Here is a 25,254-nt window from a genome sequence, read left to right as displayed (position 1 = left end):
TCAGGCAAAAAGCTCTGCTGGTCTCACGACGAAGGCCCTAGCCAGAACGTCGATATCGTCGAGTGCAAGCGCAGCGGCATCGCCTGCTTCGATAGCTGCGATCCGCGATACCGCCCAACCCGTCCGCAGCGCGAGGATAGAGGCGGACATTTGCCGCTCATCGCGGAGGCGCACTATATTGCGGGCGATCAGCGTAGCAGTGTTCGATTGGCTGGATGGCGTCACGGCGCCGCGGGGGGATGCGGTCATGGCTCAACCCACCAGCTTGAGCTTGGCGCGGGTTTCGGTCAGCTCCGGATTGGACAAGACTTTTAAAAGCTTGATCGCCTTGTAGCTCGATCCGCTGATCAGCAGACCATTGACCTCAGCCACCAACCCCGCATGCTGGGGCGCCTCGGCGAGGAGCGCCTGGGCGGCCTCGAAATAATCGATATGGTGTCCCGGAATATCGCCCGTCAGATACATCTGCTGCACGGCATAGCGCAGGCGCATGGCGGGGGACGTCGCCTCTTTGGCGGCAACATGATCGTCGGAACGCAAAATGGGCGCATGACCGCCCACCAGAACATTGACGATCGCATCGCACTGCACGCTGATTTCGGCGGTGCCGATAAAGAACGTCTCGCCGGGTTTGACAGTGAGTTTGAGCGCCATTGTCTTTCCTTCTGGGTAAGACCGGGGGCGACATCGCCGCCCCCGAAATGCTTGCTTTGTTGCGATTAACGTAGGAGCTGCAGCACAGCCTGGTCCTGCTGCGACGCCATCGACAGAGCCGAAGACGACAGCTGCTGACGGGTCTGAAGAGCCAGAAGGTTGGCAGCTTCTTCGTTCGTGTCAGCCAAGGTCAGGTTCGCGGCGCCGGTTTCCAGCGTGTTGATCATGTTCTTGGTGAACGACTGACGGTTTTCGACAGACGACAGGTTCGAGCCGAAGGACGAAGCCTGCGAGCGGAGTTCAGTCAAAGCCGAAGACAGCTTGGACAGGAATGCGTCGATCTTTTCGTCGGTGTCGAGGTCTTCGGCCACGAGGCTGTCGACGCCGAGGTTCGAGGCATTGATACCGCGAACGTTGCCGTTGGCATCCTTGGCCTGAATGTCGATCGAGGACGTGCCGGACTCGTTGAAGGTGATCTTCAGCTTGTCGCCACGGAGCAGGTTGATGCCGTTGAAGGAAGCGTCATCCGAGAGCTTGTCGAGCTGGTCACGCAGCTCGTTGAACTGCTTGGACAGGTTGGCGCGGACATTGTTGCCATCAACCTTGAGCGACTGTACGGCGCCGGCAGTGTCGATGCCGATATCAAGTTCCTGGGTCGACAGGTTCTCGAGACGCAGCTTGCCGTTGTCGTTCGAAGCACGGACCTTGCCGCCAAAATCGCGGTTGATCAGTTCGACGAACTTGTCGACAGTCTTGGTTGCGTTCAGTTCGCTCTTCTCGGCCTGACCGGTGTGCACACCATCGGTACCGAAAAGGGCGACAGCGTCGGAGCCGGAGACGGCGAGCGTCTTCGCTTCTGCAGTTTTGGCAACGAAGGTCAGCTTGTCGTTGTCGTCAAACTTTGCTTCGACATCCAGGATACCCTGGTTGGCAAGCTGGTTGTTGACCGAAGCGATGGTCGCATCCTGCCAGTTCTTGATTTCCAGGGCATTGGCTGGAACAGCAGCGCCACCGATGCCACCCTTGACGGCAAAGATGCTGATGTCGGCTGTCTTGCCACCATAGGAAACCGTGAACTGATCCTTCTCGGCTTCTACTGCTTCAGTGTAAGCACGCGGGATACCAACGGTCTGCGTTGCGCCGCCGGTAACGACGTTCTGGCCCTGGGTGAAATCACCAGCCGGGAAGCCCGCAAGATCAGTCGAGGTGATGGTGGCGGCGGAACGCCCGGCGCCGGTGGTGTCGTCGGTTAGCGTGACGAGGCCGGTGGCGTTGTCGTAGGCTGCCGTGTACTTTGCAGCAAGGGTGGCGTTGCCGTTGATGGCGGCTGCGATCGCGGTACCAAGAGCATCTGCGTCAGCAGTAGCCGCGCCCAAATCGAGCGTGATGCCGTCGACGACGATTTCGTCGTTCGCAGCGCTACCCGTGGTGTAAGCACTAACATCGAACTCGGTGGTAGCAGCAGCCGTCGGCTGGTTCACCGGAATACCGGTAACCGACGGAGCATTGGCGCCCGAGTTGACGTTGGTCAGCGTGATATTGCCAGTGACTTCGTCAGCAACGACGCTGTAACCGCCGGCAGTCTTGTTGGCTTCGAGGCTCGACACGAAGTCGGTGAAGTTTGCGCCGGTATTAATCGTCTGACCGCCGACGGTGATGGCACCGGAAACGGCAGTATAGTTGAACGTCGTGGTGCCCTTGACGTCGCGGTCGCCAACAGCGAACGCGACTTCAGCAGCAGGGGCGCTTGTGTCAACCGTCTCGATGATGATGCGGCCGGCATTCGCACCGGTACCGGCAGTTGCCGTGTACTTACCGGTCATGCCCGGGGTCAGATCCAGAGTGTTCTGGATAGTCGTGGCAAGGCCAGCGTCGGTTACGTCGGCGCCCGCAGTGATGGTTACGCCTGCAACGGTGAAGGATTCACCATTTGCAATGGCACCATTGGTGACGATCTCAGTACGTGCGCCAGCGCCCGATGCAGTGGCGGCAGTGCCGGTTGCGCCGAGATACGGCGTTGCAGAAGCAGTGGTGACCTGCGACTTGATGCCAGCAACCGTGGCATCGGCCAGGCTGATCTGCGAAGCGGCGTCGAACTGACCGCCGTTGAGGGTCAGAACGGTGTTATCGCTGACTTCAAACGACTTGGTCTGGAACGACTTGTCCTGGCGAGCCTGACGCAGGGTCGACTGCATGGATTCAAGGTTCTTGGTCAGTGCGGTGATGCCGTTATTGGCGGCTTCGATGACCTTGATGCCCGAAGCCATCGAGTCGAGCAGATTGCTCATGTCGGCGGCGCGGCTGTTGAGTGCCGAGGCAGTGAAGAAGCTCGAGGGATTGTCGAGGGCAGAGTTTACCTTGTTGCCGGTCGCAAGACGGTTTTGCGTCTTGTCCATCATGCCGGCGGTATTCTGGAGGCTCAGAAGGTTCGCGCGAACGGCCTTCGAGAGAGAAACATCGGAACCCATGTGTGGTGCTTTCCTTCTGGAAAAATGGACCGCTTCATGCAGCCCTTCACAAATCAGAGGATTGTACGCATCACATTAAAACCGCGTTAATGATGCCCATAGACCTACAATTAAGCAACAAAATTTCGGGCGGTGAGAGGATTAACCGCTGCAGACGCTTGCGATGGAAAGATGAACTCAGAAGCGGTAGCGCAGCGCGAACTGGGTGCGGTTTTGGGCGCCGGTCTTGCGCAAAAGGTTCTTGACGTGAACCTTGACGGTTCCCGGTTCGATGCCGAGGGAAGTGGCAACCTGCTTGTCCGTCATGCCCTGCCCCAAAAGGGCAGCAACCTGCTTTTCCCGCGCCGTCAGCGCGGTTGCATCCTGACGCGGCATCAGCGCGCTCGGTACGAAGCGCTCTCCAGCGAGAAGCAAATGCAGTGCACTGACCATTGCCCGGCCGCCCATGGATTTCGGCAGCCAGCCCACCGCTTGCATCTGCATGGCTTCAGCAACGAGCAAGGCATCATCCTGACCGGAAAGGAAGGCGACAGGCAGGTCCGGACGTTTCTGCCTGATCCGTTCCAAGCCCTGAAGTCCGGTCTCGCCGGGCATGGCATAGTCGAGCAGAACGAGATCGACAGGCCGTCCATCATCCAGTAGGTCGAGAGCCTCTCCCACCGATGAGCAGGCCACACACTCAATCGCCTCGTCGAGCGTATCGAGAAGGTAAATCAGTGATTCTGCGAACAGCACATGATCGTCGACGATGAGAAGTTTCTTGGACAAGGGCTACCGAAATCTCGACTGCTTTTTTCAAAAATAGAGCTGTGAAACGTCTGGCGCGCGAGGTCTTCGCAGGCGTGCTGCTTGCAGCACTATGCCTCCTTTCCTTCCGTATTGCCAACATCCTGCCTCTATTTAAAACTTATTCCAGCATCTGGTTCTTGCCCTCAGGCGTCATGCTGGCCATCGTTTTGGCCGCTCCAGGTTGGCTCAAGCTTGTTCCGCTCCTTGCCGGATTATCGCTCTATTTTCCCGCCGTACGCGACAGTTTTGCCCTGTCAGACGAAGTCTCCATCACCCATGTCATCCGGGCAATTCGGCTCTACCTGATCTATGGCGCTGCCGCCTGGATCTTGTTGAAGATCACGAGGGTCAGCCTTCCCATCAAGAGTTGGAGAGATGTCCAAGCCTTTCTTGGCGTCGGCCTCGTCGCTTCGCTGATCGCCGCCCTGACCAGCATAACATTGCAGGTTGCCGGTAATCGGCTTCAGCTCGCCGATGGGCTCAGCCTCGCCCATCTCTGGTGGCTTGGACACGCCTTGGGGGCCGTGATGGTGCCGCCCATTTTGGTGCCCCTGCTTATGGTCTGCTTCCGGCAACCGCTCGGAGAGTGGCAGTGGCCGCCGCCGCTGTTTTGGTTGGGCCAAAGTGTGATCATCACACTTGCGGTAACGCTTGGAATCATCGGACCGAATTTTGGCGTCGCGCTTTGGTATCTGATCATTCCCGTTCTGATCATTGTCGGGCTCTATGGCGGCTTTGAAAAATCGGCGGCAACCGTGCTGCTTGCCGGCGTGATCACGCCGCTGCTCGGAACGCTTTTTGAAGGCCCACTGCCGGTCTCGGACCTTGCTGTTCCGCTGGTCACTGCCGCCGCCGCTGCGCTTCTCATTGGCGCCGCTACGTCAGAACGTCAGCGCACCGCGCAACGCCTGATCGAACTCGTCGCCCAACGTACACATGAGCTCGAAAAATCTCACGAGATGCAGCGCCACCTGGTGCGCTCGCTCGGTCATGATCTGAGGCAACCGGTCGAAGCTATAAACCTCACAATCGAGGGCCTCAGCATGAGGATCACCGATCCGCAGGCCAGCAAAGGCCTTGATCGCGCGCGCGAACTCGGCGAGGCCGCCTCGCGCCTTCTGACGCGCATCCTGTTCTACGCGCGGCTCGATGTCGGCGATGTGCAGGTGCATTCCGAGGCTTTTGAGATCGTCGCTCTCATATCTCAATTACGGGCGATCTTCGGTCCGATTGCCAGCCGCAAGGGTGTTGTCCTTCAATGGGATTTTCCCGAAGCGGAATTGAAGTCGGATCGCGAACTTTTATTTCAGGTGCTTGGCAATCACCTCGATAACGCCATCCGCCTCAGCCGCAAGGGCGATCGCGTCACCGTTCGGATTGCTGAAGAAGCTCAAGGCACGGGTCTTTTCGTTATCGACCAGATCGCCGAAAACGCAGCCCAAAAACCTGGAGCGGCCGGGCTTGGCCTCAGGATCGTCACCCAGATCGCTGACCTTCTCGGCGCAGACAACATTATCGAAGCCAATCAGCGCGGCATCATCCTACCCTACCCCGAAAGAGGTATTTAACGCTACCTTAATAGACGGACCGCGAAGCCCGCATGCCGCTATCCTCTTGCCAGCTATTAAAAACGATTCGAGGTGCGGCGTGGGCGCTATTGCAGCGAGCACAATTCTTGGTCTCAACAGCAAAAGCCTGCGCATTGCTCGTGGCTGGAGTGCTGCCGGCCTTGCCGAAAAGCTCGGGTGGTCCGTCGACGCGGTTACCGCACTCGAAGCTGGCCGGCTCGAGATTACCCTCGATGAGCTCGATAGCGTCGCAAAATCCCTCTCGGTCTCGTTGCATAGCCTGATGCTGGCGCCCGAAGCCCACGCGGACTTCCGAGAGACACGCCGCTCAGCTTGATTGTTTCCCTATTGCCGATTGTGTAGGTTGCCCCCGCGAATCTGGCGGGAGGGGCCATGGACAGTCGTGAGCTCGTTGCATGGAATATGCGACGCCTGAGAGTTGACCGAAAGCTGTCGCAGGACAAGCTTGCCGAGCTCGCCGGGGTGGATCGCACCTATGTCAGCCGGCTCGAACGCATGATGGAAAACCCCTCCATCGGCATCCTCGATAAGGTCGCCGTCACCCTCGGCGTCTCCATCGCCGAACTCTTCGCCCCGCCCAGCGCCGAAGACCAAAAGCCCAAACCCCTAAAAGCCGGCCGCCGGCCAAAAGTCGTCGAGTAATTTCGGACGACTAGGCAATGTTGGATGTTGGTACGCGGCTTCAGGCAAACGCCCTAGTCACCATCCGCGACGATCCCGCATGGCAGCGACAAACTCGTTGGAGTCGCTTTGCGATCTTAAAACCAAAAATACTGAGAAGAAAAATGGTGCTGCCGGACAGGATTGAACTGTCGGCCTCTCCCTTACCAAGGGAGTGCTCTACCACTGAGCTACGGCAGCATCGTCAAAATGTCGCTGGCGGTTTTCTGCGGCGACGGGCGCTCTACTGCCATAGGGATTCACTCGACGCAAGCGCAAAAACCGCATATCAACGGACCCGTTGTGAATCACCGTTAGCCAGGAAGGCGATGAGTAAATCTGCGCAAGCTGAGGCCCGTGAGCAAAGATTGGCCGCAAAGCTTCGCGAGAATCTCAAACGTCGTAAGGATCAAGCCCGGGCGCGCGCTGCCCAGGACGATGCTCCGGCACCCGAAACGATCGCGGTCAAGAAACCGTAAATCATTTTCGGGCGACATAGGAACGTCACATATTCGCAAGAGCGCGGCTGGTCTGGCTTACGTGGCAACGAAGACCTCGCCTACCTCCCTTCAAAGGTAGAAGGCCCTTTCCGGGCCGGTTCAGAGGAACCATTTCATGGATCGTATTCGTTTGGTCGGCGGCAACCCGCTTCATGGTGACATCACCATTTCGGGCGCCAAGAATGCCGCCCTGCCCCTGATGATCGCGTCACTGCTCTCCGATGAGCCCTTGGTGCTCACCAATGTGCCGCGGCTCGCCGACGTCAAGCAGCTCGAGCGCATTCTCGAAAATCACGGCGTCGATATTGCCGTGCATGGCCGGCGTCGCGGCGAATCCGATGATGGCGGGCAGCGCATGACCTTTCATGCCGCCGATATCGTCGACACCACAGCGCCTTATGATCTCGTTTCGAAAATGCGCGCCAGCTTCTGGGTCATCGGACCCTTGCTCGCCCGCTGCCACGAGGCCCGCGTTTCCCTTCCCGGCGGCTGCGCCATCGGCACGCGCCCGGTCGATCTCTTCCTTTTTGGATTGAAGGAGCTCGGCGCCGAAATCGACATCGACGATGGCTATGTGGTCGCCAAGGCGCCCAAGGGTGGTCTCATCGGCGCGCGGATCGTGTTCCCCAAGGTGTCGGTCGGCGCGACGCATACGCTTCTCATGGCGGCAACGCTCGCCAAGGGCACGACGGTGATCGAGAATGCGGCGCAGGAGCCCGAGATCACCAATGTTGCCGAATGTCTCGTCGCCATGGGCGCGAAAATTTCGGGCATTGGCACGCGGACGCTGACCATTGAAGGCGTCGAAAAGCTGCATGGCGCCAATGTGGAAGTCATTCCCGACCGTATCGAAACCGGCACCTTCGCCATGGCTGCGGCCATGACCGGTGGCGACGTTTTCCTCCGCGGTGCGCGCGCTGACCATCTGCAGTCGGCGCTCGATATTTTGGCCAAGACCGGTGTCGATCTGACAACGGAAGCCGGTGGCATTCGCGTCACGCGCAATGGCAATGGCATCCAGCCTGTCGATGTCGAAACCCATCCGTTCCCGGGATTCCCGACCGATCTCCAGGCCCAGTTCATGGCGCTGATGACCATGAGCCAGGGCACGAGCCATGTGCGCGAGACGATCTTTGAGAACCGCTACATGCATGTGGCCGAACTTGCCCGCTTTGGCGCCGATATCGCCGTCGATGGCCAGCTCGCCACCATTCGCGGCAAATCTCAGCTCAAGGGTGCCCAGGTGATGGCGACCGATCTGCGCGCTTCGGTGTCGCTGGTCATTGCCGGCCTAGCGGCCAAGGGCGAGACGATCGTCAACCGCATCTATCACCTTGATCGCGGCTTTGAACGGCTCGAAGACAAGCTCAGCCGCTGCGGCGCGGAAATTGAGCGTCTGGCTGGCTAGCGCGCTAAGCCATGAAAGCTACGCTCGAATGGCAGGCATGACCAAGAACCGAAGGCCCGGCACCACCGGGCCTTTTCTTTTGCCCAAAAACCTTGCGGCAATGTCCCGCAGCTCGCATGATCGGGCAAAGCGAGGAGACGCCGCAATGACCGCAGATCTCACAATCTGGACCTATGACTGGGTGCCCGAGGGCCCACGCGGCTTTGTCCGGGATTTGCGACTGCGCTGGGCCTGCGAGGAAGCGTGCCTGCCCTATTCGGTCAAATCGGTAAAGTTCGACGATCGCAGCCCCGAGCATTATGCGCGCCAGCCTTTTGGGCAGGTGCCGGTATTGCAGGATGGCGATATTACGCTCTTTGAAAGCGGCGCCTGCCTGCTCCACCTGGCGCAAAAGAGCACCGCGCTGATGCCGACCGATCCCAAAGGCGCTGCGGAAACGCTCGAATGGGTAATTGCCGCGCTCAATTCCGTCGAACTTGTCTCGGTCTCCTGGTGGTTTGTCGGCCTCTCGGACCCAGCCGAAAATCCGCTGGAACCGTGGCTCTTGCAACGCCTAAGACACCTCGACGCCGTCCTTGCCAAACGCGAATGGCTCGCCGGCGGGCGCTTTACCATTGCCGATCTCCTGATGGCCGACGTGCTGCGGGTGCCAAAGTTCCGGCAGTTCAATCCCCATCCAGCACTTGAAGCCTATGTGGCGCGAGCCACGTCGCGTCCTGCGTTCAAGCGCGCTTATGATGCGCAGATGGCTCATTTCGCTGCCGGCAGCATTGCCCGCGACAAGGCGAGCTTGTAGATCGGTCCGGCCATGACCAAATATGGCGAAAATGTTTGACCAAGGCCCCGCCATGACCGATCTCAAGCTGCTTGCGCTTGATAGTGAAGATCTCGACGTGCTGTCCGCCCATGTGCAGGATGCCGTCGTGCGCGTCGTCGATATGGGCTATGCCCGTGCCGATCGGCGCTTTGCCCTGCTGATGAACCGCTATGATTGGTCGAGCGACCAGCCGCGCTCAAAAGGCCTGCGCAAGCGCGCAGGGCTCCATTTTGATCGCGTCCAAAATGTCGCCTATGCGGGCTTTGATCCGGCTGCCCCCGAGGGCGTGCTCAACCTTCTGGCGCTCACCTTCACGCCCACACCCGATGGTGTTTCCGGCGTGGTGGAACTGACCTTCGCCGGCGGCGGCACTGTCCGCCTCACCGTCGAATGCCTCGAAGCCCGTCTTGGCGATCTCGGCTCCGCCTGGGCGGCAGCGGCCAAACCGGCCCACGCGCTAGACTGAGCCAACCCTTTCGCGCCTGATGCGTTGCTCTTCTCCCAATTGAACAGGAGAAGAGCGATGCGGATCGGCGTTTTGGGCAGTGGCGATGTCGGCGGCAAGATCGCCAAGAAATTGGCGTCGCTCGGGCATGAGGTGATGCTGGGCTCGCCCCATGCGAAAGATAAAGCCGATGAATTCCCGGGTATTGCGCTCGGCTCTGCGTCAGATGCGGCGCAGCATGGCGACTGGGTCGTCAATGCCATGGAAGGAGCGATCGCCCTCGAGGCGCTGAAAGATTGCGCCATTGACGGTAAGATCTTCGTCGATATCGGCAATTTCGAAAGCTCGATCGAGGGACCGCTCGAAACGCCTCTCGGCGAGGCGATCCAGGCGGCTCATCCCAAAACGCGGCTCGTCAAGACGCTCAACAATATCAGCGCCCATCTGATGGTCGATCCCGGCAGCCTGCCACGGCCGACCACCGTCTTCATCGCCTCAAACGATGATGAGGCAAAGGCGGAAGTCAAAGATCTGCTGAAGACTTTCGGCTGGACCGACATTGTCGACCTCGGCGATCTCAAGGCCTGTCGTGCCATGGAAAATATGGCCGCAGCCTGGATTTCGATCGAAAAGGCCGTCGGCGGCCCGAACTTCAATTTTTCCCTGGTGCGGCGATAAAGTCGCCCTCGCGCGCCTGCCTAGTCGGCGCGCGGCCCGGCGGCTTCCTGGAACATTTCGAGCAATGCCTTGGCCCGCTGCGCGCCCATGCGGTCTTCCTCTAGGCAGCCATCGAGCCGAAGCGCCTGGCGCAGCAGCATTTCCGCCGCCTGGCTCGTGGGCACGTCGAGCCCATTGATGTCCTTCCAGCGCTCGATCGCATCGATCAGATGCGCGTCGACAGCCAGAATAAATTCGCCGGTTTCAACCGGCTGCATCGGCAGAAAAGCAATAGCCATGACCCTGCCTCCAAGGGATTTACTGGCCATTCTGCCTTTTCTCTTGCCACTAGGCAATATTTGCCTATGCGAATCGGCACTGCGCCAAACACATGGCGCAACTGACTTGCAGCCAGCACCTGTTCACAACATGCCGCCGGCCCAAGCAACGCCCCTCATGTGGGCCCGACCATCACCTGAGGAGCTTTCGAGCTTTCGAGTTCCCGACATTCCCACAAGAACCGTGCTTCCCTCGGGCCTGACCCGAGGGCCTGTGCGGGAGCCACGATCACCTGTGCACACGCGACTGACCCTCGGGTCAAGCCCGAGGGAAGCATCGTGGGTGGGGGAAGCATGTAGGTCCAAAGAAACAATTGCCCACGCGGGACGAGCAGATGCTCCCCAAGCAACGAGAACCACAGCCCTCTCCCTCCCCCAAAACCCCATTCCCCCTTGCGACCCACACGCCCATCGGGATAGATCGGACCATCTTTCCTGCCCAAGTTCGGACCGCACATGCCCCTTCGTCTCGATAGCGCCGCAGCCGATTTCGAGGCCAGCTTCACCGACCTCCTCGGCAGCAAGCGCGAGGCCTCGCAGGAAGTGGGCGACATCGTTGCCGGGATCATTGCCGATGTCCGCGCCCGCGGGGACGTAGCGGTGGCCGAACTCACCAACAAGTTCGACAAGGCCGGTGTCACCCCGCAAACCCTGCGCTTTTCGTCTGAGGAAATCGCTGACGCTGCCGCCCGCGTCTCGCCCGAAGTCCGCGAAGCCCTCCAGACCGCCCATGATCGCATCAAGTCGCACCACGAGCGGCAGATGCCCAAAGATGATCTCTATACCGATGCCCTCGGTGTCACCCTTGGTTCGCGCTGGACGGCCATCGACGCCGTCGGCATTTATGTGCCCGGCGGGCTCGCCTCTTATCCCTCCTCGGTGCTGATGAATGCCGTGCCGGCCAAGGTCGCGGGGGTTCCGCGCATCGCCATGGTTGTGCCGACCCCCAATGGCCAGTTGGCCGCCGCCATTCTCTGCGCCGCCCAGATTGCCGGCGTCACAGAAATCTACCGCGTCGGTGGCGCGCAGGCCGTTGCTGCTCTCGCCTACGGCACTGCCGCCATTCCGCGCGTCGACAAGATCATGGGCCCCGGCAATGCCTTCGTTGCGGCCGCCAAGCGCCAAGTATTCGGTCAGGTCGGCATCGACCTCATTGCTGGCCCCTCCGAGGTCCTCGTCATTGCCGATCGCTCCGCCAACCCCGCCTGGATCGCCGCCGATCTCATCGCCCAGGCCGAGCATGGCGGCGGCGCGCAATCGATCCTCGTCACGACAGAAGAAGCCATCGCGGACGCCGTCGAGGCCGAAGTCGATCGCCAGCTCAGCCTCCTGCCTAAAGAATCCATCGCCCGCGAAGGCTGGGACGAATTCGGCGCCGTCATCACCGTCGATACACTCGACACCGCCACGGCCCTCGCCAATCGCATCGCCTCCGAGCATGTCGAACTTGCCGTCGATGATCCCCAGGCGCTGGTGCCAGCCATTCGCCACGCCGGGGCAATCTTCCTTGGCCACCACACGCCCGAAGCCATTGGCGACTATGTCGGCGGCTCCAACCACGTCCTGCCCACTGCCCGCTCGGCACGCTTTGCCTCGGGCCTCGGCGTCCTCGATTTCGTCAAGCGCACGTCGATCCTTGGATGCACGCCGTCCTCGCTGTCGGCGCTGGCCGATGCTGCCGTCACCATCGCCGAAGTCGAGGCGCTCAATGGGCATGGCCGCTCGATTTCGATTCGGCTTAATCGGTGAGTATCACCATGGGGACCGAACAGGCGGCGCCCAGCACCAATCGCCTGGTGACCGTCACGCTCGACCCCAATACCATCACCTCGATCAATCCCGACGAGGTGCATGAATGGCGGATCGCCATTTATGACCTCCTTGAAAACAACACGTTCCGCCCGGCTCGCGTCAGCGCCGAAGGGCCCTATGCGCTCCACGTTTCGATCATCGGCAATTTCATCGTGCTCGACGTCCGGCACCCCGAAACCTTCCAGCCGATCGCGGCGCATTATCTGTCGCTGACGCCGTTTCGCCGCCTGATCCGCGATTATTTCCGCATTCGCGACGCCTATTATGAAGCGATCCGCTCGGCCCAACCCTTCCAGATCGAAACCGTCGATATGGCGCGGCGCGGCCTCCACAATGAGGCGGCCGAACTCCTCCGTACCCGGCTCAACAACAAGATCATCATCGATCTCAATACGGCTCGGCGCCTCTTCACCCTCATCTGCGCCGTGCAGCCCTATGCAAGCCGCATCGACGAGGCGACGAGCGAATTGCCGACGGTGCTGTTCGTCTGTTCGATGAATTCGGTGCGCTCGCCCATGGCCGCGGCTCTTGTTCGCCAAGCTTTCCCCGGCCGCATCATTGCGCGCTCGGTCGGGGTCAATGGCGGCAAGGCCGATCAGTTCGTCCATGAGGTCATGGAAGAAATCGGGATTGATATGAGCGTTCATACGCCCCATATTCTCGATGAGCTCGTGGCCAACCGCTTCGATCTCGTTGTTACCCTGTCCGACGATGCGCCGGAGGCTGTGGCCCGCAAGGGCCTTGAGGCTGGCGAAGTCGAACAATGGACGGTTACGGATCCCTCACTTGTCGAGGGAAGTCGGGACGTGGTTCTGTCGGCTTATCGCGAGCTTCGCGATGGCCTCAGGCGCCGCGTTCGTAATCGTTTGGAACCACTGGTTTCCGGTAGTTCACAAAGCCACTGATTTGCAGTAGGTTCCGCCAAAATTTACGGCCACCGCCGAGCAATTTCGCACGCGGGGGTCTTCCCAGGAGAAAGTATGGCCAAAGAAGAAGTGCTCGAATTCCCGGGCGTGGTCACCGAATTGCTTCCCAACGCGACCTTCAGGGTCAAGCTGGAAAACGAACACGAGATCATCGCTCACACTGCTGGTCGCATGCGCAAGAACCGTATCCGTGTTCTCGCCGGCGATAAGGTGCTGTGTGAAATGACTCCCTACGACCTGACCAAGGGTCGCATCACCTATCGTTTCAAGTAAATAGCTATGGCCAGCCGTCCGGACCTGATCCTGGCCTCCGCCTCGCCGCGTCGGCTTGCATTGCTCAATCAGATCGGCATCGAGCCCCAGCATCTGGTGCCCGCTCATGTTGATGAAACGCCCGAAAAGGGCGAATTGCCGCGCAAGCTCGCTGGCCGCCTCGCCGAACTGAAAGCACTTACCGCCCAGCACAAGGCGCGCGTCGCCGGCTTTGGCGAAGAAGCGCTTGTCTTGGCTGCCGATACGGTTGTCGCCGTTGGCCGGCGTATCCTGCCCAAGGCCGAGACCATGGAAGAGGCATCCGAATGTCTCCGCCTTCTCTCGGGGCGCGCGCATCGGGTCTATACCGGCGTCACGCTCCTGACGCCGTCGGGCGCCAAGCGCAACCGGATCGTTGAAACCCGCCTGCGCTTCAAGCGCCTCTCGACGCGCGAGATGGAAGCCTATCTCGCCAGCGCCGAATGGCGCGACAAGGCCGGCGGCTACGCCATCCAGGGCATTGCCGGCTCATTCGTCGTCAAACTCGTGGGCTCCTATTCCGGCGTCGTCGGGCTGCCGCTCCATGAAGTGACGCAACTTCTTGCTGGCGAAGGCTATCCGGTTCACTTCAACTGGCTCAATCAGTCGAGCCTGTCGGGGGTCTGATGGCGCCCGAACGCAAGTGCCCGATCTGCGGAAAACCGACCGTGGATAAGTTTAAGCCGTTCTGCTCGAAACGCTGCGCCGATGTCGATCTCAATCGCTGGCTGACCGGCTCCTATGTCATCCCCGCACGGAACGACGAGCCGCTCCCGCAGGACGATGACGAATAATGCCCTAACCCGCGCTCGATGTTACCGGAATGCTACCGAAGTCACGCCGGATTGCGGCTCTCCGGGCGCAACACCAGAGTACAATCACCGGGCAGGATCCAGAACTTTTCCGGCTCCACCGGACGCCGCCCTGCCCCGCCATATTTAGGGTGCTCGCTCGACCATTGGAGCGCCCAGCGCTGCCCGTCGGGTGGCGCCAGCAGCGGTTCAGGCGTCACGGCCATATGCAAGTCGCGTCCAAGATTGCAGAGCAGAAGCCGGTGTTGGCTCGGGTCAGCCATGAAAAAACGCAGCGCAAAAGCACACTCGCCCAACACCGCGCCATCAACCCGCCGCGCTGATATTTGCGAGAAGGCAGCGTCGGTTCTGCGGAGCGCTAGCAGCTCCTTGTGTAGCGCCAAGATACCGGAATTGCTCGACATTTCCGACCAGTCGAGCTTGCTGAGCGCGAAGGTTTTGGGGTCATCGGGCCGCGCCAGCGTTGCTTGCATTTCTGGGTCGGTGACCGACGGAAAATCCATCAATCCCTTCTTCCGGCCCTCCGCCACCGCCTCGGCTTCTTCGCCCGTGCGTCCGGCAAAATAGAGGAATGGCTTGCGCGATCCGAACTCTTGCCCCTGAAACAGACACGGCGTCTGCGGTCCAAGCAGTAGTAGCGGTGTTATCGCCCGCAGCCGCGCTGGCGACATAAGCTCGGAAAGCCGTAAGCCCTTGGCCGAATTGGCAACTTGGTCGTGGTTCTCGAGGAAATGCACGAAGTGCTCTGCGGGCGTTTCAAGGTTATATGTGCCATAGGCCTTATCGCGCATGTCCGAGCGCTGACCCTGATACAAAAATCCGTATTTCAGGGCCGAGACGATCTCCTGCGGCGAACCCAAATAGTCTCGATAATAGAAGTCGTTATGCCCGGTCGCCGCCACTCGTATGGCGTGCTGGAAGTCGTCGCTATACATGCCATCGAGCCCAAAACCGCCTTCCTTCGGGTCAGCAATCATCCGCCGTTCCTGCGGCTGGTTTTCGACCACCATGTAGGCGCGCCGCGGTTTGGCCGCTTCGCGGACAGCGTCGGTCAGCTCGGCGATGATGTGCGTTTCGCTCGTGTCGAACATGGCCTGCGCCGCATCGATCCGAAGTCCATCGAGATGAAAATCTTCGATCCAGTAAACGGCGTTGCCGATCATGAAATCCCTGACGGCCCGCGAATTTTCGCCGTCATAATTAAATCCGCTGCCCCACTCATTCTCATGCGTGTGGGTAAAAAAGTGCTCGCTATAGGCATGGTAATAGTCTCCCATGCCGGCGTGGTTGTAGACGACATCGAGGATGACCCCGATCCCCAATCCGTGCGCCGCGTCGACAAAGCCGCGAAGGTCGTCCGGCGTTCCGTAGGGGGCATAGGGTGCATAAGGAAGCGTCGTGTCGTAGCCCCAGCCGAATGTTCCTTTAAAGCACCCAACCGGCATGACCTGAATCACGGTCACGCCCAAGTCTTTCAAATGCCGAAGCTTTTCGCGCGCGGCATTCCATGTCCCCTCGGATGTGAAGGTGCCGACATGGAGTTCGTATATAACCTGATCCTGCGCCACCGGCCCCGCCCAGCCCGCATCCGTCCAGATATACTCTGGCGACACGACGACTGATACGCCATCGCTACCCTCAGGCTGCCAGCGCGAGCCGAGGTCCGGCATGGGCAAGCCATCGTCGAGCCGAAATTTGTATTTTGCGCCCACGCCAACATTGGGCACAAGGGCGCTGAAATAGCCCTTTTCTTCAGGGGTTAGCGCAAAACTCCCCGCGCCCTCGACATCGACGGCCGCGCGGCTTTTTTCGGGCGCCCAAAGTCTGAAATGGGTGCCTGCAGCGGTCGGCTTGGCGCCGAAAAAACTGGATTTGGACATGGAAGCCCTATGAAAGAGGAGGCTTCCCATAACGACGCAGCCGCAAACGCGTTGCCGCCTCATAACCCAGCATGGCAAGTTTGATCCTGGCCAGGCCAGGCGAGACCGCGCTCATGGCGCGATCCCGCAATAGTCTCGATCAGTCGGTAAAGCTGAAATCGGCCAGTTCGCAGACATTGTTGTCTGTCGAGGTGACCTTATCGCCATCTTCGAACACAGCCAGGAAGTCATATTTGCAGTAACCAGAGCCGTCATCGATGTTGATCATGACGCTATGGCCTGCGGGCAGGATGTCCTTGCCCAAGATATCTTCTTCCCACGAATTTGTGCCCGTGTTCGAGGCATAGAATTCGACGATGTCGTATGACGATTTATTGTTGATCTGGACGCGACGATCCAGCGCCGAAGCGTTCACGACGCTGGCGGCCAAAAAGACAAGCGCAAGGCCTGCCACAGTCTTGTTCATGATAGTCCCCCGGGAAATATCTTCCCGTTCCGGAGGTAATTCCAAACTCAGGATAAGAGCAAGGGGCCGTCGAAAATTATCTTAATTTCGAGTACAGGCTCCGTTTGCAACAACGCGACGGATCGCGTCAGCCTTTTGCTGTACCAACCTTGAATGGCGGAAGTTCAACAACCGTCTCTTCAACAGTCGCAGCGATCGGCTTGGTTCGCGGCATACGGTTCCAGGCGTCGAGCGCGGCGATCTTGTAGGCTTCGGCAAGTGTCGGATAGTTAAAGGCATTTTCGACAAAATAGTCGAGCGTCCCGCCCAGGTTCAGCACGGCCTGGCCGATATGGATCAGTTCGGTCGCGCCTTCACCGACGATGTGGACGCCGAGCAGTTTTCGCGTATCGAGCGCAAAGATCATCTTCATCATGCCCGACTGGAGGCCCATGATGTGACCGCGCGACGTCTCGCGGAAGCGGGCAATGCCGGCTTCATAGGGAATGTTCTGCGCCCTGACCTGTTGCTCCGTCAGGCCCACGGTCGAAATTTCCGGCACGGCATAAATGCCATAGGGGAAGAATTCAGGAGCCGGCGGCATCTGCGCGCCGCACGCATGGAGCGCGGCGATGCGGCCCTGTTCCATCGAGGTCGAAGCGAGCGACGGCCAACCGATGACGTCGCCAGCCGCGTAAATGTTGCGGACCTCGGTCTGAAAGGTCACTGGATCGACCTTGAGGCGACCCCGATCAACCGGCGTCAGGCCGGCATTTTCAAGGCCGAGATTGGCGGTCGCGCCGGAGCGGCCAGCCGCATAAAGCAGCATATCGGTTCGGATACGCCGGCCATCGGCGAGGATGGAAACTGCCCAGCCCTGTTCGTCGATCTCGACTTTTTCGACCTTGGTGCCGAGCCGCAGCGTCACGCCGCGCTGGCGCAGATCGTGAGTGAATTCTTCGATGATTTCGCGATCGATGAAATCGAGGATGGTGTCCTTGGGTTCGACGATGGTGACAGGCACATCGAGTGCCGAAAAGATCGTCGCATATTCGATGCCGATGACGCCTGCACCCACAACCGTCAGGCTGCGTGGCACGCGTGGCTCGGAAACGAGGCTATCGCTATCGAGAACCGAGTGGTCGTTGAACGGAATATTGGCGGGGCGATAGGGCGCGGTGCCCACCGCGATGACCGCGTGGTCAAACCCAAACCGCGTCTCGTCGCCATCGGGCGCCACGACGGCAATGTGGTTCTGATCGATAAAGCGCGCCATGCCGCCAAAGGTGCGCACGCCGTTGCGGTTGAACTGGTGTTCGAGAACTTCGATTTCGTGGTTGAGCGTCATCCGCAGGCGGGCGCCGAGATCCTTGCCCTCGATGTCCTTTTTGACGCGATAGGAGAGGCCATAGAAGCCGCGTTCGCGCCAGCCGGAGAGGTTGAGAACCGTTTCGCGCAGGGTCTTGGAGGGGATCGTACCGGTGTGGACGGAAACGCCGCCGAGACGCAGGCGATTTTCCACCACGAGAACGGACCGGCCGAGCTTGGCTGCCTGCACGGCAGCACGACGGCCGGCTGGCCCAGAGCCGATGACGATGAGATCAAAATGTTCCAACGATAGACCCCTGGATCCGACGGGTACAGACTATTAAGCCGCAGATATGACAACACGAATGCACCGAATCGGACAGCGCCGCTAAGGGCTGGCAGACATGCACTTTCGGCACATTAGCCGAGATGTATTACCAATCGCTTCGGAGCGAGGACTTGGGATCAGACCTGCTCGGAGGCGGGATAGACCCCGAGGATCTGGAACCGGTCGGTGAAGAATTTCAGCTCGTCAAAAGCGTGCTGAACGCTGACATCATCGGGATGCCCTTCGATATCGGCATAGAACTGCGTGGCCGTGAAAGCGCCGCCGACCATGTAGCTTTCGAGCTTGGTCATGTTGACACCATTGGTCGCAAAGCCGCCCATGGCCTTGTAGAGCGCGGCAGGCACGTTGCGCACGCGGAAGATGAAGGTCGTTTTCACCTTGCCCGCCTGAGGCGCTAATTTTGCGGTGGTCGAGAGCACGAGGAAGCGCGTTGTATTGTGGTCGGCGTCCTCGATATTGCTCGCGAGAACATTGAGACCATAAATCTCGCCGGCAAAGCGCGACGCGATGGCTGCAACGGACTTGTCGGCCTTTTGCGCAATTTCGCGCGCCGAGCCGGCGGTATCGACGGCATTGATGGTGCGATAGCCGTTTTCGGAGATGAAGCGGCGGCACTGGCCAAGTGCGACCGAGAGCGACTGGACGGCCTTGATATCGTCAAGCGTCGCGCCGGGCACGCCAAGCAGGTTCATTTCGACGCGAAGATAGGTCTCGCCGATGATGAAGAGACCGCTTTCGGGCAAAAGGTGATGAATGTCGGTGATGCGCCCATAGAGCGAATTTTCGACCGGAACGACCGCGAAATCTGCCTTGCCCGACTGAACCGCATTGAGCGTTTCTTCGAAGGTCACGCAGCCCACGAATTCTTCGCCGGGAAAAACATTGGCCGCTGCGGCATGGCTGAATGCGCCAGGTTCACCTTGAAAGGCTATCTTCATGCTCATGGGAGGTCCGTTCATCTGCCTGCTGCGGGCTTTAGACGCGGCACCAGAGGGTGTCAATCAGAGGTTTCTGGGGCTAAAACGACATGAGATTGGGGGAATTGTCGCCAAGAGGGATTGTCCTGTTGCACCCTACGAGGCGTAATACTATCTTCCGCGCGCGTCGAACCGGGTCAGTTGAGGCAGGTTTCCCTCGGAAACCGATTGTTGGACCCAGTTCGTTTATTGTCCACCGGGGATGGACCGGCAGAGAGACCAAATGGATTCGTTTGAGCTAAACAAGATCATGGGCGCCGTCCTTGGCACACTTATGTTTGTCATGGGCGTGGGCTTTCTGGCTGAGGCCATCTACCACCCGAAAGAGGACAATGGTCCGGGCTATGCCCTGCCCGCGCCGGAAGTCGCGGAAGCTGGCGCTGCCGCTGATGCCGCACCGGAAGTGCCGCTTGCCACGCTGCTGGCCAGCGCGAGCGTTGACCGTGGCGCTGCCGCTGTCCGCAAGTGCCAGTCCTGCCATAGCTTTGGCGAAGGCGAGGCGGCCAAGCAGGGTCCGAACCTTTATAATATTGTGAACAATACCAAGGCTCATATGGAAGGCTTTGCCTATTCGGACATTCTGCAGCAGCAGAAGGCCGAAGGTCAGGTCTGGTCCTATGAGAACCTCAATGCGTTCCTGACCAATCCCAAGGCATATGCGCCGGGCACCAAGATGACCTTTGCCGGCGTCCGTTCGCCCGAAGAACGCGCCGACATCCTGGCCTATCTCCAGACGCTGTCGTCGAACCCTGTTCCGTTCCCGACCGCCGAAGAAGCGCCAGCGACCCCAGAAGAGGCTGGTACGCCGGTTGAAGCGGCTCCCGATGGCGCCGTTGCCCCGGCTGAAGTGACCGCGCCGGCGTCGGACGCAACGCAGACCGCACCAGCCGCACAGAATGAAACGCCGACCACGACCGAGTCTGAAACCGCTGTCGAGGGCACCCCGGCCGCTGGCGGGGACGCCACCCAGGTTGCGCCTGCAACACCGGCGACCACACCGACAACGGCCCCGACCACCGGCAACTGAGCTGGTTTCGATAAGGCATTGATGAGCCGCGCCCCAAGGCGCGGCTTTTTTATTGAAAGATCCTCCGCCCATGCTCCTTCTCCATCTCAATGACGTCAACGAAGCCAGTTGGGCCGAAGCCTTTGCCAAGGCGCTTCATCCCTATCCCGTGGTGCGGCGCGGCAATGATTTCGATCCCACCGATATTCGCTATGTTTTTGTCTGGAAGCCCAAGCCCGACGCCTTTGATGGGCTGACAGGGCTGGAGGCGGTCTTGTCGCTCGGCGCGGGCGTCGATGCCTTGATCAAGCATCCAAAACTGCCCGATGCACCACTGGTGCGCTTTGTCGACAGCGACCTCAGCCAGCGCATGAGCGATTATGTGGTTGCCCATGTTACCATGCATCACCGGGTCTATACCCGTTTCCGCGCCGACCAGAAGGCGCGCCGCTGGAGCCAGTTCTATCCCCCCTCTGCCGCCGAAAGCACCGTCGGGATCATGGGCATGGGCGTTCTCGGCCAGGATGCTGCGCGCCGATTGGCGCCGCTTGGGTTTACGCTCCGAAGCTGGAGCCGCACCCGCAAGGAAGTCGAGGGCGTCGCCTGTTTTGCGGGAGATGAAGACCTCGATGCGTTTCTTTCGGGCACCGACATTCTGGTCAACCTTCTGCCGTTGACCCCGGAAACGACGGGCATTCTCAACTACGAGAATTTTGCCAAGCTGCGGCTTGGCAATCTCCAGGGTGGCCCCGTGATCATCAATGCCGCACGCGGCGGGCATCAGCGCGAGGCCGATATCGTCAAAGCTTTGGCGGATGGCACGCTTGGCGCAGCGAGCCTCGATGTTTTCGAGCAGGAACCGCTGCCGCAGGAGAGCCCGCTCTGGGATATCGAGAACTGTTATATCACCCCGCATATCGCGGCGATTTCAGACGAAAAAAGCGGCGTGCGCTATTTCTCAAAGATTATTGCCGATCATCGCGCCGGAAGGCCACTGATCAACGTCGTCGATCGCAATCGCGGTTACTGACGCAAATTTCACTGGCCTGACAAAGTTTTCCGCATAATGGTGCTAGTGCACTGCCCAGACAAAAGAGACCAATGACCGACACCGCGCCCGCTGCAAAGCTCAGCTTTTATGACCGTCTCAAGCTCGCCACGAGACATCGCCTGGCCGAGCCCATCCTGGCCCTGCTGTGCTTTCTCGAGGCGATGATCCTGCCGATCTTCCCCGAAATCATGCTTGCGCCAATGATCATTGCCGATCGCATGCGGGCGTGGCGGCTGGCGGCGATCTGCACCGTGGCCTCCGTCACCGGCGGTCTTGCAGGCTATGCGATCGGTTACTTTCTCTTCGATACGCTTGGCCGCGGCATCATCGATTTCTATGGGGCAGGCAACGGCTTTGACTCGCTGCGCCAGAGTTTCAATGAAAATGGGCCGCTGATGATCCTGATCGGCGCGCTGTCGCCCATCCCCTATAAGGTCATCACCATTACGAGCGGCGTTGCCGGGCTCGATATTTGGACCTTCGTCGTCTACGGCCTAATCGGTCGGGGTCTTCGCTACTTTGTGCCCTGTGGTCTCTTCTACTTTTTCGGGCCTATCGCTGGCGAGTTCATCGAAAGGCACAAGAAATGGGCCGGCTGGGGCATGATCGTTCTGGTCATTGTGGGTTTTGCCATGGCGCCACTGCTGTTTCCAAAATCAGACGCAGTAATCGACCAGGCACCCAACCACGCCGAGATCGTCGATCCGAACCCAGAGGGTTAGGAGCACTTCTCGAGCTTAGCTCCGGCAGCCATCACGCTGATTGCCGGAGCCGTCTGTCTTTATGCGAACCGCTGCTTGATCGCCGCAAAGACAGCTCGGATGCCCTGGTCCGTTGCGCCAACCGGCCGACCCGGTCGCGCTTCTGGCGCCCAGGCAAGAATATCGAGGTGGACCCAGGCCTTTGCACTGCTGACGAAGCGCTTGAGGAAGAGCGCTGCAATGACCGAGCCGGCATAGCCGCCTGCGCCGGTATTGTTCATATCGGCGATCTTCGAGTTCAATTGACCATCGTATGAAGACCAGAGCGGCATCTGCCAGAAGGGGTCTTCGACTTCAAGACCGGCTTCGGTGATGGCCTTGGCAAAGGCATCATCGGTCGAATAGAGCGGCGGCAGTTCAGGCCCGAGCGCCACCCGTGCGGCGCCAGTCAGAGTCGCCATATCGACGATCAATTCGGGCGATTCTTCATCGGCGAGCGCTAGCGCATCTGCGAGGATCAAGCGACCCTCGGCATCAGTATTGCCGATTTCGACCGTAATACCCTTGCGCGAATGAAGGACATCGCCGGGCCGGAAGGCGTCGCCCGCGATGGCGTTTTCGACGACGGGGATGAGCACGCGAAGACGCACCGGCAGTTTGGCAGAGACGATGGCGCTGGCCAGACCCAGAATATTGGCGGCGCCGCCCATATCCTTCTTCATCATCAGCATGCCCGCCGCCGTCTTGATGTCGAGGCCACCGGTATCGAAGGTGACACCCTTGCCCACCAGCGTCACCTTGGGATCGCTCGCCTTGCCCCATGAGAGGTCAAGCAAGCGCGGCTTCTGGGTGCTGGCGCGGCCAACGGCGTGGATCATCGGAAAATTCTGCTTGAGCAGATCATCGCCGACGATGGCCTTGAATTCCATGCTGCGCTCGGCGGCAAAACGTTCGATCTCCTTATGGAGATTGTCCGGGCCGAGATCGCTCGAGGGCGTGTTGATGAGGTCGCGGGCAAGGCTTGCAGCTGCCACCTGGCGGTCGACTTCGGCGCTGTCCGCGCCACTCGGCAGTTCGAGTGTGGGCGTCGCCTTGGCGTCGCGATAGCGATCAAAGCGATAGGCGCCGAGACGGAATGCGATCGAAGCGAGCGTTGCGTCGCCAAGTTCGCCTTCGAGACGATAGTGGGCCGCTGGAAGCGAGACGGCGGCTAGGCCGGCGACAAAGACGGGCCGGCCCTCCGCAGGACCGACGCCGAAGAGATATCCATCAAGCCCACCGTCTGCGCTCGGGAGCGGCAAGAGCTTGCCGCGCTGGCCGGAAAAGCCATTGGCTTCAGCCCAGCCCTTTTGTGCTCCCGATAAGCCCAAAGCTCCCAACCCTCCTTCGCCAACGAGATAAACTGGGGTGGTGGTCAAGGCGAACATGGGCAACTCCGGGGTGTGGTCGCCACCATACCTAGCCCCCTCGCCTCGCTTGCGCAACGCACTGGGGCAGCGATCTTTAACCGCCTATTAGGGTTAATGATTTATTGCTTGGCCTGAGGGGAAAGTCCCCCGAGGAGTCGTGCCGTGCTGCGTATCGTTGCTACCAATCGGACCTGGCACATGCTGCTGCTGGCCGGCGTTGCAGCTCTCGCGCTATCGGCTTGCGCTTCCAATCGCGGACAGCTTGGCGCGACCGATTATTCGAGCCTTCCGGCGGAACAGCGCCAGCAGACGCTTGCGGAACTGACGGGGCGTTACAAATCCAATCCGCGCGACCGCGATACCGTCATTCTTTATGCCGCGGCCCTGCGCGCAGCCGGCCAGCCGCAACAAGCAGCAGCCGCGCTCGAGCAGGCGATCGGGCTCTATCCAAACGACGTCGAACTATCCGTCGCCTATGCCAAGGCTCTGGTCTCGATGGGCAGCTTTGAGCAATCGGTGGCCGTCATCGACCGCACATTGCGGCCAGATGCACCAGACTGGAATGCGCTTCTCGTCAAGGGCGCGGCCTTTGATCAGATGGGCCGCAATGCCGAGGCTCGTGCGCTTTATGCGCAGGCGGCAACCGTTGCGCCTGGCGAGGCGGCGATCGAAGCCAATATGGGCCTTTCCTATGCCATGACCTCCGATCTGGCATCGGCTGAGCAGCATTTGCGCCGTGCAGTGCAGATGCGTGGCGCAACAAGCCAGACGCGCCAGAACCTTGCCCTTGTCGTCGGTCTCCAGGGACGCTTCGATGAAGCGCGCGCCATCTATGCCGCGGAATTGCCGCCGGAACAGGTCGAAGCCAACATGACTTATGTGCGGGCCATGCTGACCCAGCAAAATCGCTGGGATCTCATTCCCAACGGCTGAACCGAAGCTTGCAACTGTTTGACGGTCAGCCGCCGCTCATCATGCCGTTGCCCATCACCTTGATGATGGCGGGAGCCATGATGACGATGAAGAGCACCGGAAGGAAGAACAGGATCAGTGGCACGGTCAGCTTCGGTGGCAAAGCCGCAGCCTTCTTTTCCGCTTCCATCATGCGCGATTCACGGCCTTCTTCGGCCATGACGCGAAGTGCCTGACCGACCGAGGTGCCATAGCGGTCAGCCTGAATAAGTGCGGTCATGACAGCGCGAACATTATCGAGACCGGTCCGGCGGCCAAGATTTTCATAGGCGCGGGTGCGGTCTTCGAGGAATGACAGTTCGGCTGTGGTCAGCGTCAGCTCTTCGGCCAGTTCGGCGCTCTGCTGGCCGATTTCGCGGGCCACGCGCTTGAACGCGTGTTCCATCGACATGCCGGCTTCGACGCAAAGCAGCAAGAGATCGAGACAATCAGGCCAGGAACGGCGGATAGATTGCTGGCGCTTCTGTGTCGCGTTCCGCAGCATCAGTACGGGTAGATAGGACCCGACGAGCGCAGCACCGATCGCGTACACCAAATTCAAGAAAACCGGCCGGTCACCGGGAATAACGATCAGCAGATAAAACGCCGCGATGATGAACACGCCAAAGGGCGTGGCGAAGCGTTGGAACAGGAACGAGGTCAGGTGACCCTGGCCGCGATAACCGCCCATGGCGAGCTTGTCGACGGTGTTGTCGTCCTGGAACGCCTTCTTGAGGTCGAAGCGCTCCACCGCGGTCTTCATATAGGAGCGCGCTTCCTTGGTGCGCCGCATGCTCGAGCGGCTATCGATCGCCCCCCCGCCCCGCAGACGCGCCATTTCCTCGGCACGCATCCGATCGCGCTCAAGCGCGACGCGTTTGACGCGGGTCTTCATGTCCTGCTTGACGATCATCGAAGAGCCGAAGGTGAACACCACGGCGGCGGCCGAAATCGCTGCCAGAACGGCAATCAGGAATTCGCGCGATGTCAGCATTTCGACCATGTGCGATG

Annotated in this window: 27 protein-coding genes, 1 tRNA gene and 1 pseudogene; 17 read left to right on the top strand and 12 right to left on the bottom strand. The window is 59.9% G+C overall.

Going from position 1 to position 25,254, the window contains the following annotated elements; translation table 11 throughout:
* From ASG47_RS05200 to ASG47_RS05185, 4 genes are all read right to left on the bottom strand, one after another.
* The gene (locus tag ASG47_RS05200) at positions 1–249 is read right to left on the bottom strand and encodes a helix-turn-helix domain-containing protein (protein WP_061907675.1); all 249 of its coding nucleotides are present in this window, start codon (positions 247–249) and stop codon (positions 1–3) included.
* Between the two features lie 3 nt (positions 250–252).
* The gene (locus tag ASG47_RS05195; protein WP_061907674.1) at positions 253–654 is read right to left on the bottom strand and encodes a flagellar biosynthesis repressor FlbT; all 402 of its coding nucleotides are present in this window, start codon (positions 652–654) and stop codon (positions 253–255) included.
* A 65-nt stretch (positions 655–719) separates the two neighbouring features.
* The gene (locus tag ASG47_RS05190) at positions 720–3,122 is read right to left on the bottom strand and encodes a flagellin (protein WP_061907673.1); all 2,403 of its coding nucleotides are present in this window, start codon (positions 3,120–3,122) and stop codon (positions 720–722) included.
* Positions 3,123–3,299: 177 nt separating this feature from the next.
* The gene (locus ASG47_RS05185; RefSeq protein ID WP_061907672.1) at positions 3,300–3,890 is read right to left on the bottom strand and encodes a response regulator transcription factor; all 591 of its coding nucleotides are present in this window, start codon (positions 3,888–3,890) and stop codon (positions 3,300–3,302) included.
* Positions 3,891–3,931: 41 nt separating this feature from the next.
* On the opposite strand from ASG47_RS05185, the gene ASG47_RS20840 reads away from it, so the two are divergent.
* From ASG47_RS20840 to ASG47_RS05170, 3 genes are all read left to right on the top strand, one after another.
* Positions 3,932–5,479: a histidine kinase dimerization/phospho-acceptor domain-containing protein gene (locus ASG47_RS20840; RefSeq protein ID WP_061907671.1), complete on the top strand. Its 1,548-nt coding sequence runs from the start codon at positions 3,932–3,934 to the stop codon at positions 5,477–5,479.
* A 79-nt stretch (positions 5,480–5,558) separates the two neighbouring features.
* Positions 5,559–5,816, top strand: coding sequence for a helix-turn-helix domain-containing protein (locus ASG47_RS20835; protein ID WP_061907670.1), 258 nt, complete (start codon positions 5,559–5,561; stop codon positions 5,814–5,816).
* Positions 5,817–5,872: 56 nt separating this feature from the next.
* Positions 5,873–6,142 (top strand): helix-turn-helix domain-containing protein, encoded by a 270-nt coding sequence (locus ASG47_RS05170; protein WP_061907669.1) that lies wholly within the window; start codon positions 5,873–5,875, stop codon positions 6,140–6,142.
* Positions 6,143–6,286: 144 nt separating this feature from the next.
* On the opposite strand, the gene ASG47_RS05165 is transcribed toward ASG47_RS05170, so the two are convergent.
* A tRNA-Thr gene (locus ASG47_RS05165) sits at positions 6,287–6,361 on the bottom strand.
* Between the two features lie 414 nt (positions 6,362–6,775).
* Between ASG47_RS05165 and murA the strand changes: the two genes are divergently transcribed.
* The 4 genes from murA to ASG47_RS05145 all read left to right on the top strand — a co-directional run bounded on the left by murA (position 6,776) and on the right by ASG47_RS05145 (position 10,008).
* Entirely contained in the window at positions 6,776–8,068 is a 1,293-nt protein-coding gene (gene murA, locus ASG47_RS05160) for a UDP-N-acetylglucosamine 1-carboxyvinyltransferase (RefSeq protein WP_061907668.1), read from the top strand.
* A 145-nt stretch (positions 8,069–8,213) separates the two neighbouring features.
* Entirely contained in the window at positions 8,214–8,864 is a 651-nt protein-coding gene (locus ASG47_RS05155) for a glutathione S-transferase family protein (RefSeq protein WP_061907667.1), read from the top strand.
* 52 nt (positions 8,865–8,916) lie between these two features.
* A complete protein-coding gene (locus ASG47_RS05150; RefSeq protein WP_061908071.1) occupies positions 8,917–9,351 on the top strand; it encodes a DUF2948 family protein in 435 nt (144 codons plus the stop codon).
* A gap of 57 nt (positions 9,352–9,408) precedes the next feature.
* A complete protein-coding gene (locus tag ASG47_RS05145; RefSeq protein ID WP_061907666.1) occupies positions 9,409–10,008 on the top strand; it encodes an NADPH-dependent F420 reductase in 600 nt (199 codons plus the stop codon).
* A 20-nt stretch (positions 10,009–10,028) separates the two neighbouring features.
* On the opposite strand, the gene ASG47_RS05140 is transcribed toward ASG47_RS05145, so the two are convergent.
* The gene (locus tag ASG47_RS05140) at positions 10,029–10,286 is read right to left on the bottom strand and encodes a hypothetical protein (RefSeq protein ID WP_061907665.1); all 258 of its coding nucleotides are present in this window, start codon (positions 10,284–10,286) and stop codon (positions 10,029–10,031) included.
* Between the two features lie 495 nt (positions 10,287–10,781).
* Between ASG47_RS05140 and hisD the strand changes: the two genes are divergently transcribed.
* The 6 genes and pseudogenes from hisD (at position 10,782) to yacG (ending at position 14,148) form a co-directional block, all read left to right on the top strand.
* A complete protein-coding gene (hisD, locus tag ASG47_RS05135) occupies positions 10,782–12,074 on the top strand; it encodes a histidinol dehydrogenase (protein WP_061907664.1) in 1,293 nt (430 codons plus the stop codon).
* 8 nt (positions 12,075–12,082) lie between these two features.
* Positions 12,083–12,556, top strand: a pseudogene (locus tag ASG47_RS21050) (UPF0262 family protein); the annotation flags it as partial.
* A 6-nt stretch (positions 12,557–12,562) separates the two neighbouring features.
* Positions 12,563–13,042 carry a protein-tyrosine-phosphatase gene (locus tag ASG47_RS21045; RefSeq protein ID WP_274532521.1) on the top strand — a complete coding sequence of 160 codons (480 nt, stop codon included), beginning with the start codon at positions 12,563–12,565 and terminating at the stop codon, positions 13,040–13,042.
* A 75-nt stretch (positions 13,043–13,117) separates the two neighbouring features.
* Complete coding sequence (gene infA, locus ASG47_RS05125) at positions 13,118–13,336, top strand: translation initiation factor IF-1 (protein WP_035082742.1); 219 nt, start codon at positions 13,118–13,120, stop codon at positions 13,334–13,336.
* Positions 13,337–13,342: 6 nt separating this feature from the next.
* Positions 13,343–13,981, top strand: a complete 639-nt coding sequence (locus ASG47_RS05120; protein ID WP_061907663.1) for a Maf-like protein — start codon at positions 13,343–13,345, stop codon at positions 13,979–13,981.
* Complete coding sequence (yacG, locus tag ASG47_RS05115; RefSeq protein ID WP_061907662.1) at positions 13,981–14,148, top strand: DNA gyrase inhibitor YacG; 168 nt, start codon at positions 13,981–13,983, stop codon at positions 14,146–14,148. Before ASG47_RS05120 ends, yacG begins: the two co-directional genes overlap by 1 nt.
* Before the next feature lie 41 nt (positions 14,149–14,189).
* Here yacG and treZ read toward each other — a convergent pair whose 3' ends face one another.
* The 4 genes from treZ to ASG47_RS05095 all read right to left on the bottom strand — a co-directional run bounded on the left by treZ (position 14,190) and on the right by ASG47_RS05095 (position 19,092).
* The gene (gene treZ / locus ASG47_RS05110) at positions 14,190–16,046 is read right to left on the bottom strand and encodes a malto-oligosyltrehalose trehalohydrolase (protein WP_061907661.1); all 1,857 of its coding nucleotides are present in this window, start codon (positions 16,044–16,046) and stop codon (positions 14,190–14,192) included.
* Between the two features lie 139 nt (positions 16,047–16,185).
* Positions 16,186–16,512 (bottom strand): hypothetical protein, encoded by a 327-nt coding sequence (locus tag ASG47_RS05105; RefSeq protein ID WP_061907660.1) that lies wholly within the window; start codon positions 16,510–16,512, stop codon positions 16,186–16,188.
* Positions 16,513–16,639: 127 nt separating this feature from the next.
* Complete coding sequence (gene sthA, locus ASG47_RS05100; protein ID WP_082511584.1) at positions 16,640–18,106, bottom strand: Si-specific NAD(P)(+) transhydrogenase; 1,467 nt, start codon at positions 18,104–18,106, stop codon at positions 16,640–16,642.
* Positions 18,107–18,264: 158 nt separating this feature from the next.
* Positions 18,265–19,092 carry a prephenate dehydratase gene (locus ASG47_RS05095; protein WP_061907659.1) on the bottom strand — a complete coding sequence of 276 codons (828 nt, stop codon included), beginning with the start codon at positions 19,090–19,092 and terminating at the stop codon, positions 18,265–18,267.
* Between the two features lie 256 nt (positions 19,093–19,348).
* Here ASG47_RS05095 and ASG47_RS05090 point away from each other — a divergent pair, with 256 nt between their 5' ends.
* The 3 genes from ASG47_RS05090 to ASG47_RS05080 all read left to right on the top strand — a co-directional run bounded on the left by ASG47_RS05090 (position 19,349) and on the right by ASG47_RS05080 (position 21,904).
* A complete protein-coding gene (locus ASG47_RS05090) occupies positions 19,349–20,152 on the top strand; it encodes a c-type cytochrome (protein ID WP_082511583.1) in 804 nt (267 codons plus the stop codon).
* A 70-nt stretch (positions 20,153–20,222) separates the two neighbouring features.
* Positions 20,223–21,161, top strand: a complete 939-nt coding sequence (locus tag ASG47_RS05085; RefSeq protein WP_061907658.1) for a 2-hydroxyacid dehydrogenase — start codon at positions 20,223–20,225, stop codon at positions 21,159–21,161.
* 71 nt (positions 21,162–21,232) lie between these two features.
* Positions 21,233–21,904, top strand: coding sequence for a YqaA family protein (locus ASG47_RS05080; protein ID WP_082511582.1), 672 nt, complete (start codon positions 21,233–21,235; stop codon positions 21,902–21,904).
* Positions 21,905–21,963: 59 nt separating this feature from the next.
* On the opposite strand, the gene ASG47_RS05075 is transcribed toward ASG47_RS05080, so the two are convergent.
* Complete coding sequence (locus ASG47_RS05075) at positions 21,964–23,310, bottom strand: leucyl aminopeptidase family protein (RefSeq protein WP_061907657.1); 1,347 nt, start codon at positions 23,308–23,310, stop codon at positions 21,964–21,966.
* Between the two features lie 144 nt (positions 23,311–23,454).
* Here ASG47_RS05075 and ASG47_RS05070 point away from each other — a divergent pair, with 144 nt between their 5' ends.
* Entirely contained in the window at positions 23,455–24,225 is a 771-nt protein-coding gene (locus tag ASG47_RS05070) for a tetratricopeptide repeat protein (protein ID WP_061907656.1), read from the top strand.
* 25 nt (positions 24,226–24,250) lie between these two features.
* Here ASG47_RS05070 and ASG47_RS05065 read toward each other — a convergent pair whose 3' ends face one another.
* Positions 24,251–25,246: a type II secretion system F family protein gene (locus tag ASG47_RS05065; RefSeq protein ID WP_061907655.1), complete on the bottom strand. Its 996-nt coding sequence runs from the start codon at positions 25,244–25,246 to the stop codon at positions 24,251–24,253.
* Positions 25,247–25,254 lie beyond the last annotated feature (8 nt).

This window comes from Devosia sp. Leaf420, from assembly GCF_001425445.1.
In the GTDB taxonomy this organism is placed as follows: Bacteria; Pseudomonadota; Alphaproteobacteria; order Rhizobiales; family Devosiaceae; genus Devosia.
Note: the sequence above shows the minus strand (reverse complement) of the source record. Positions and strands in the feature narration are given on the sequence as shown.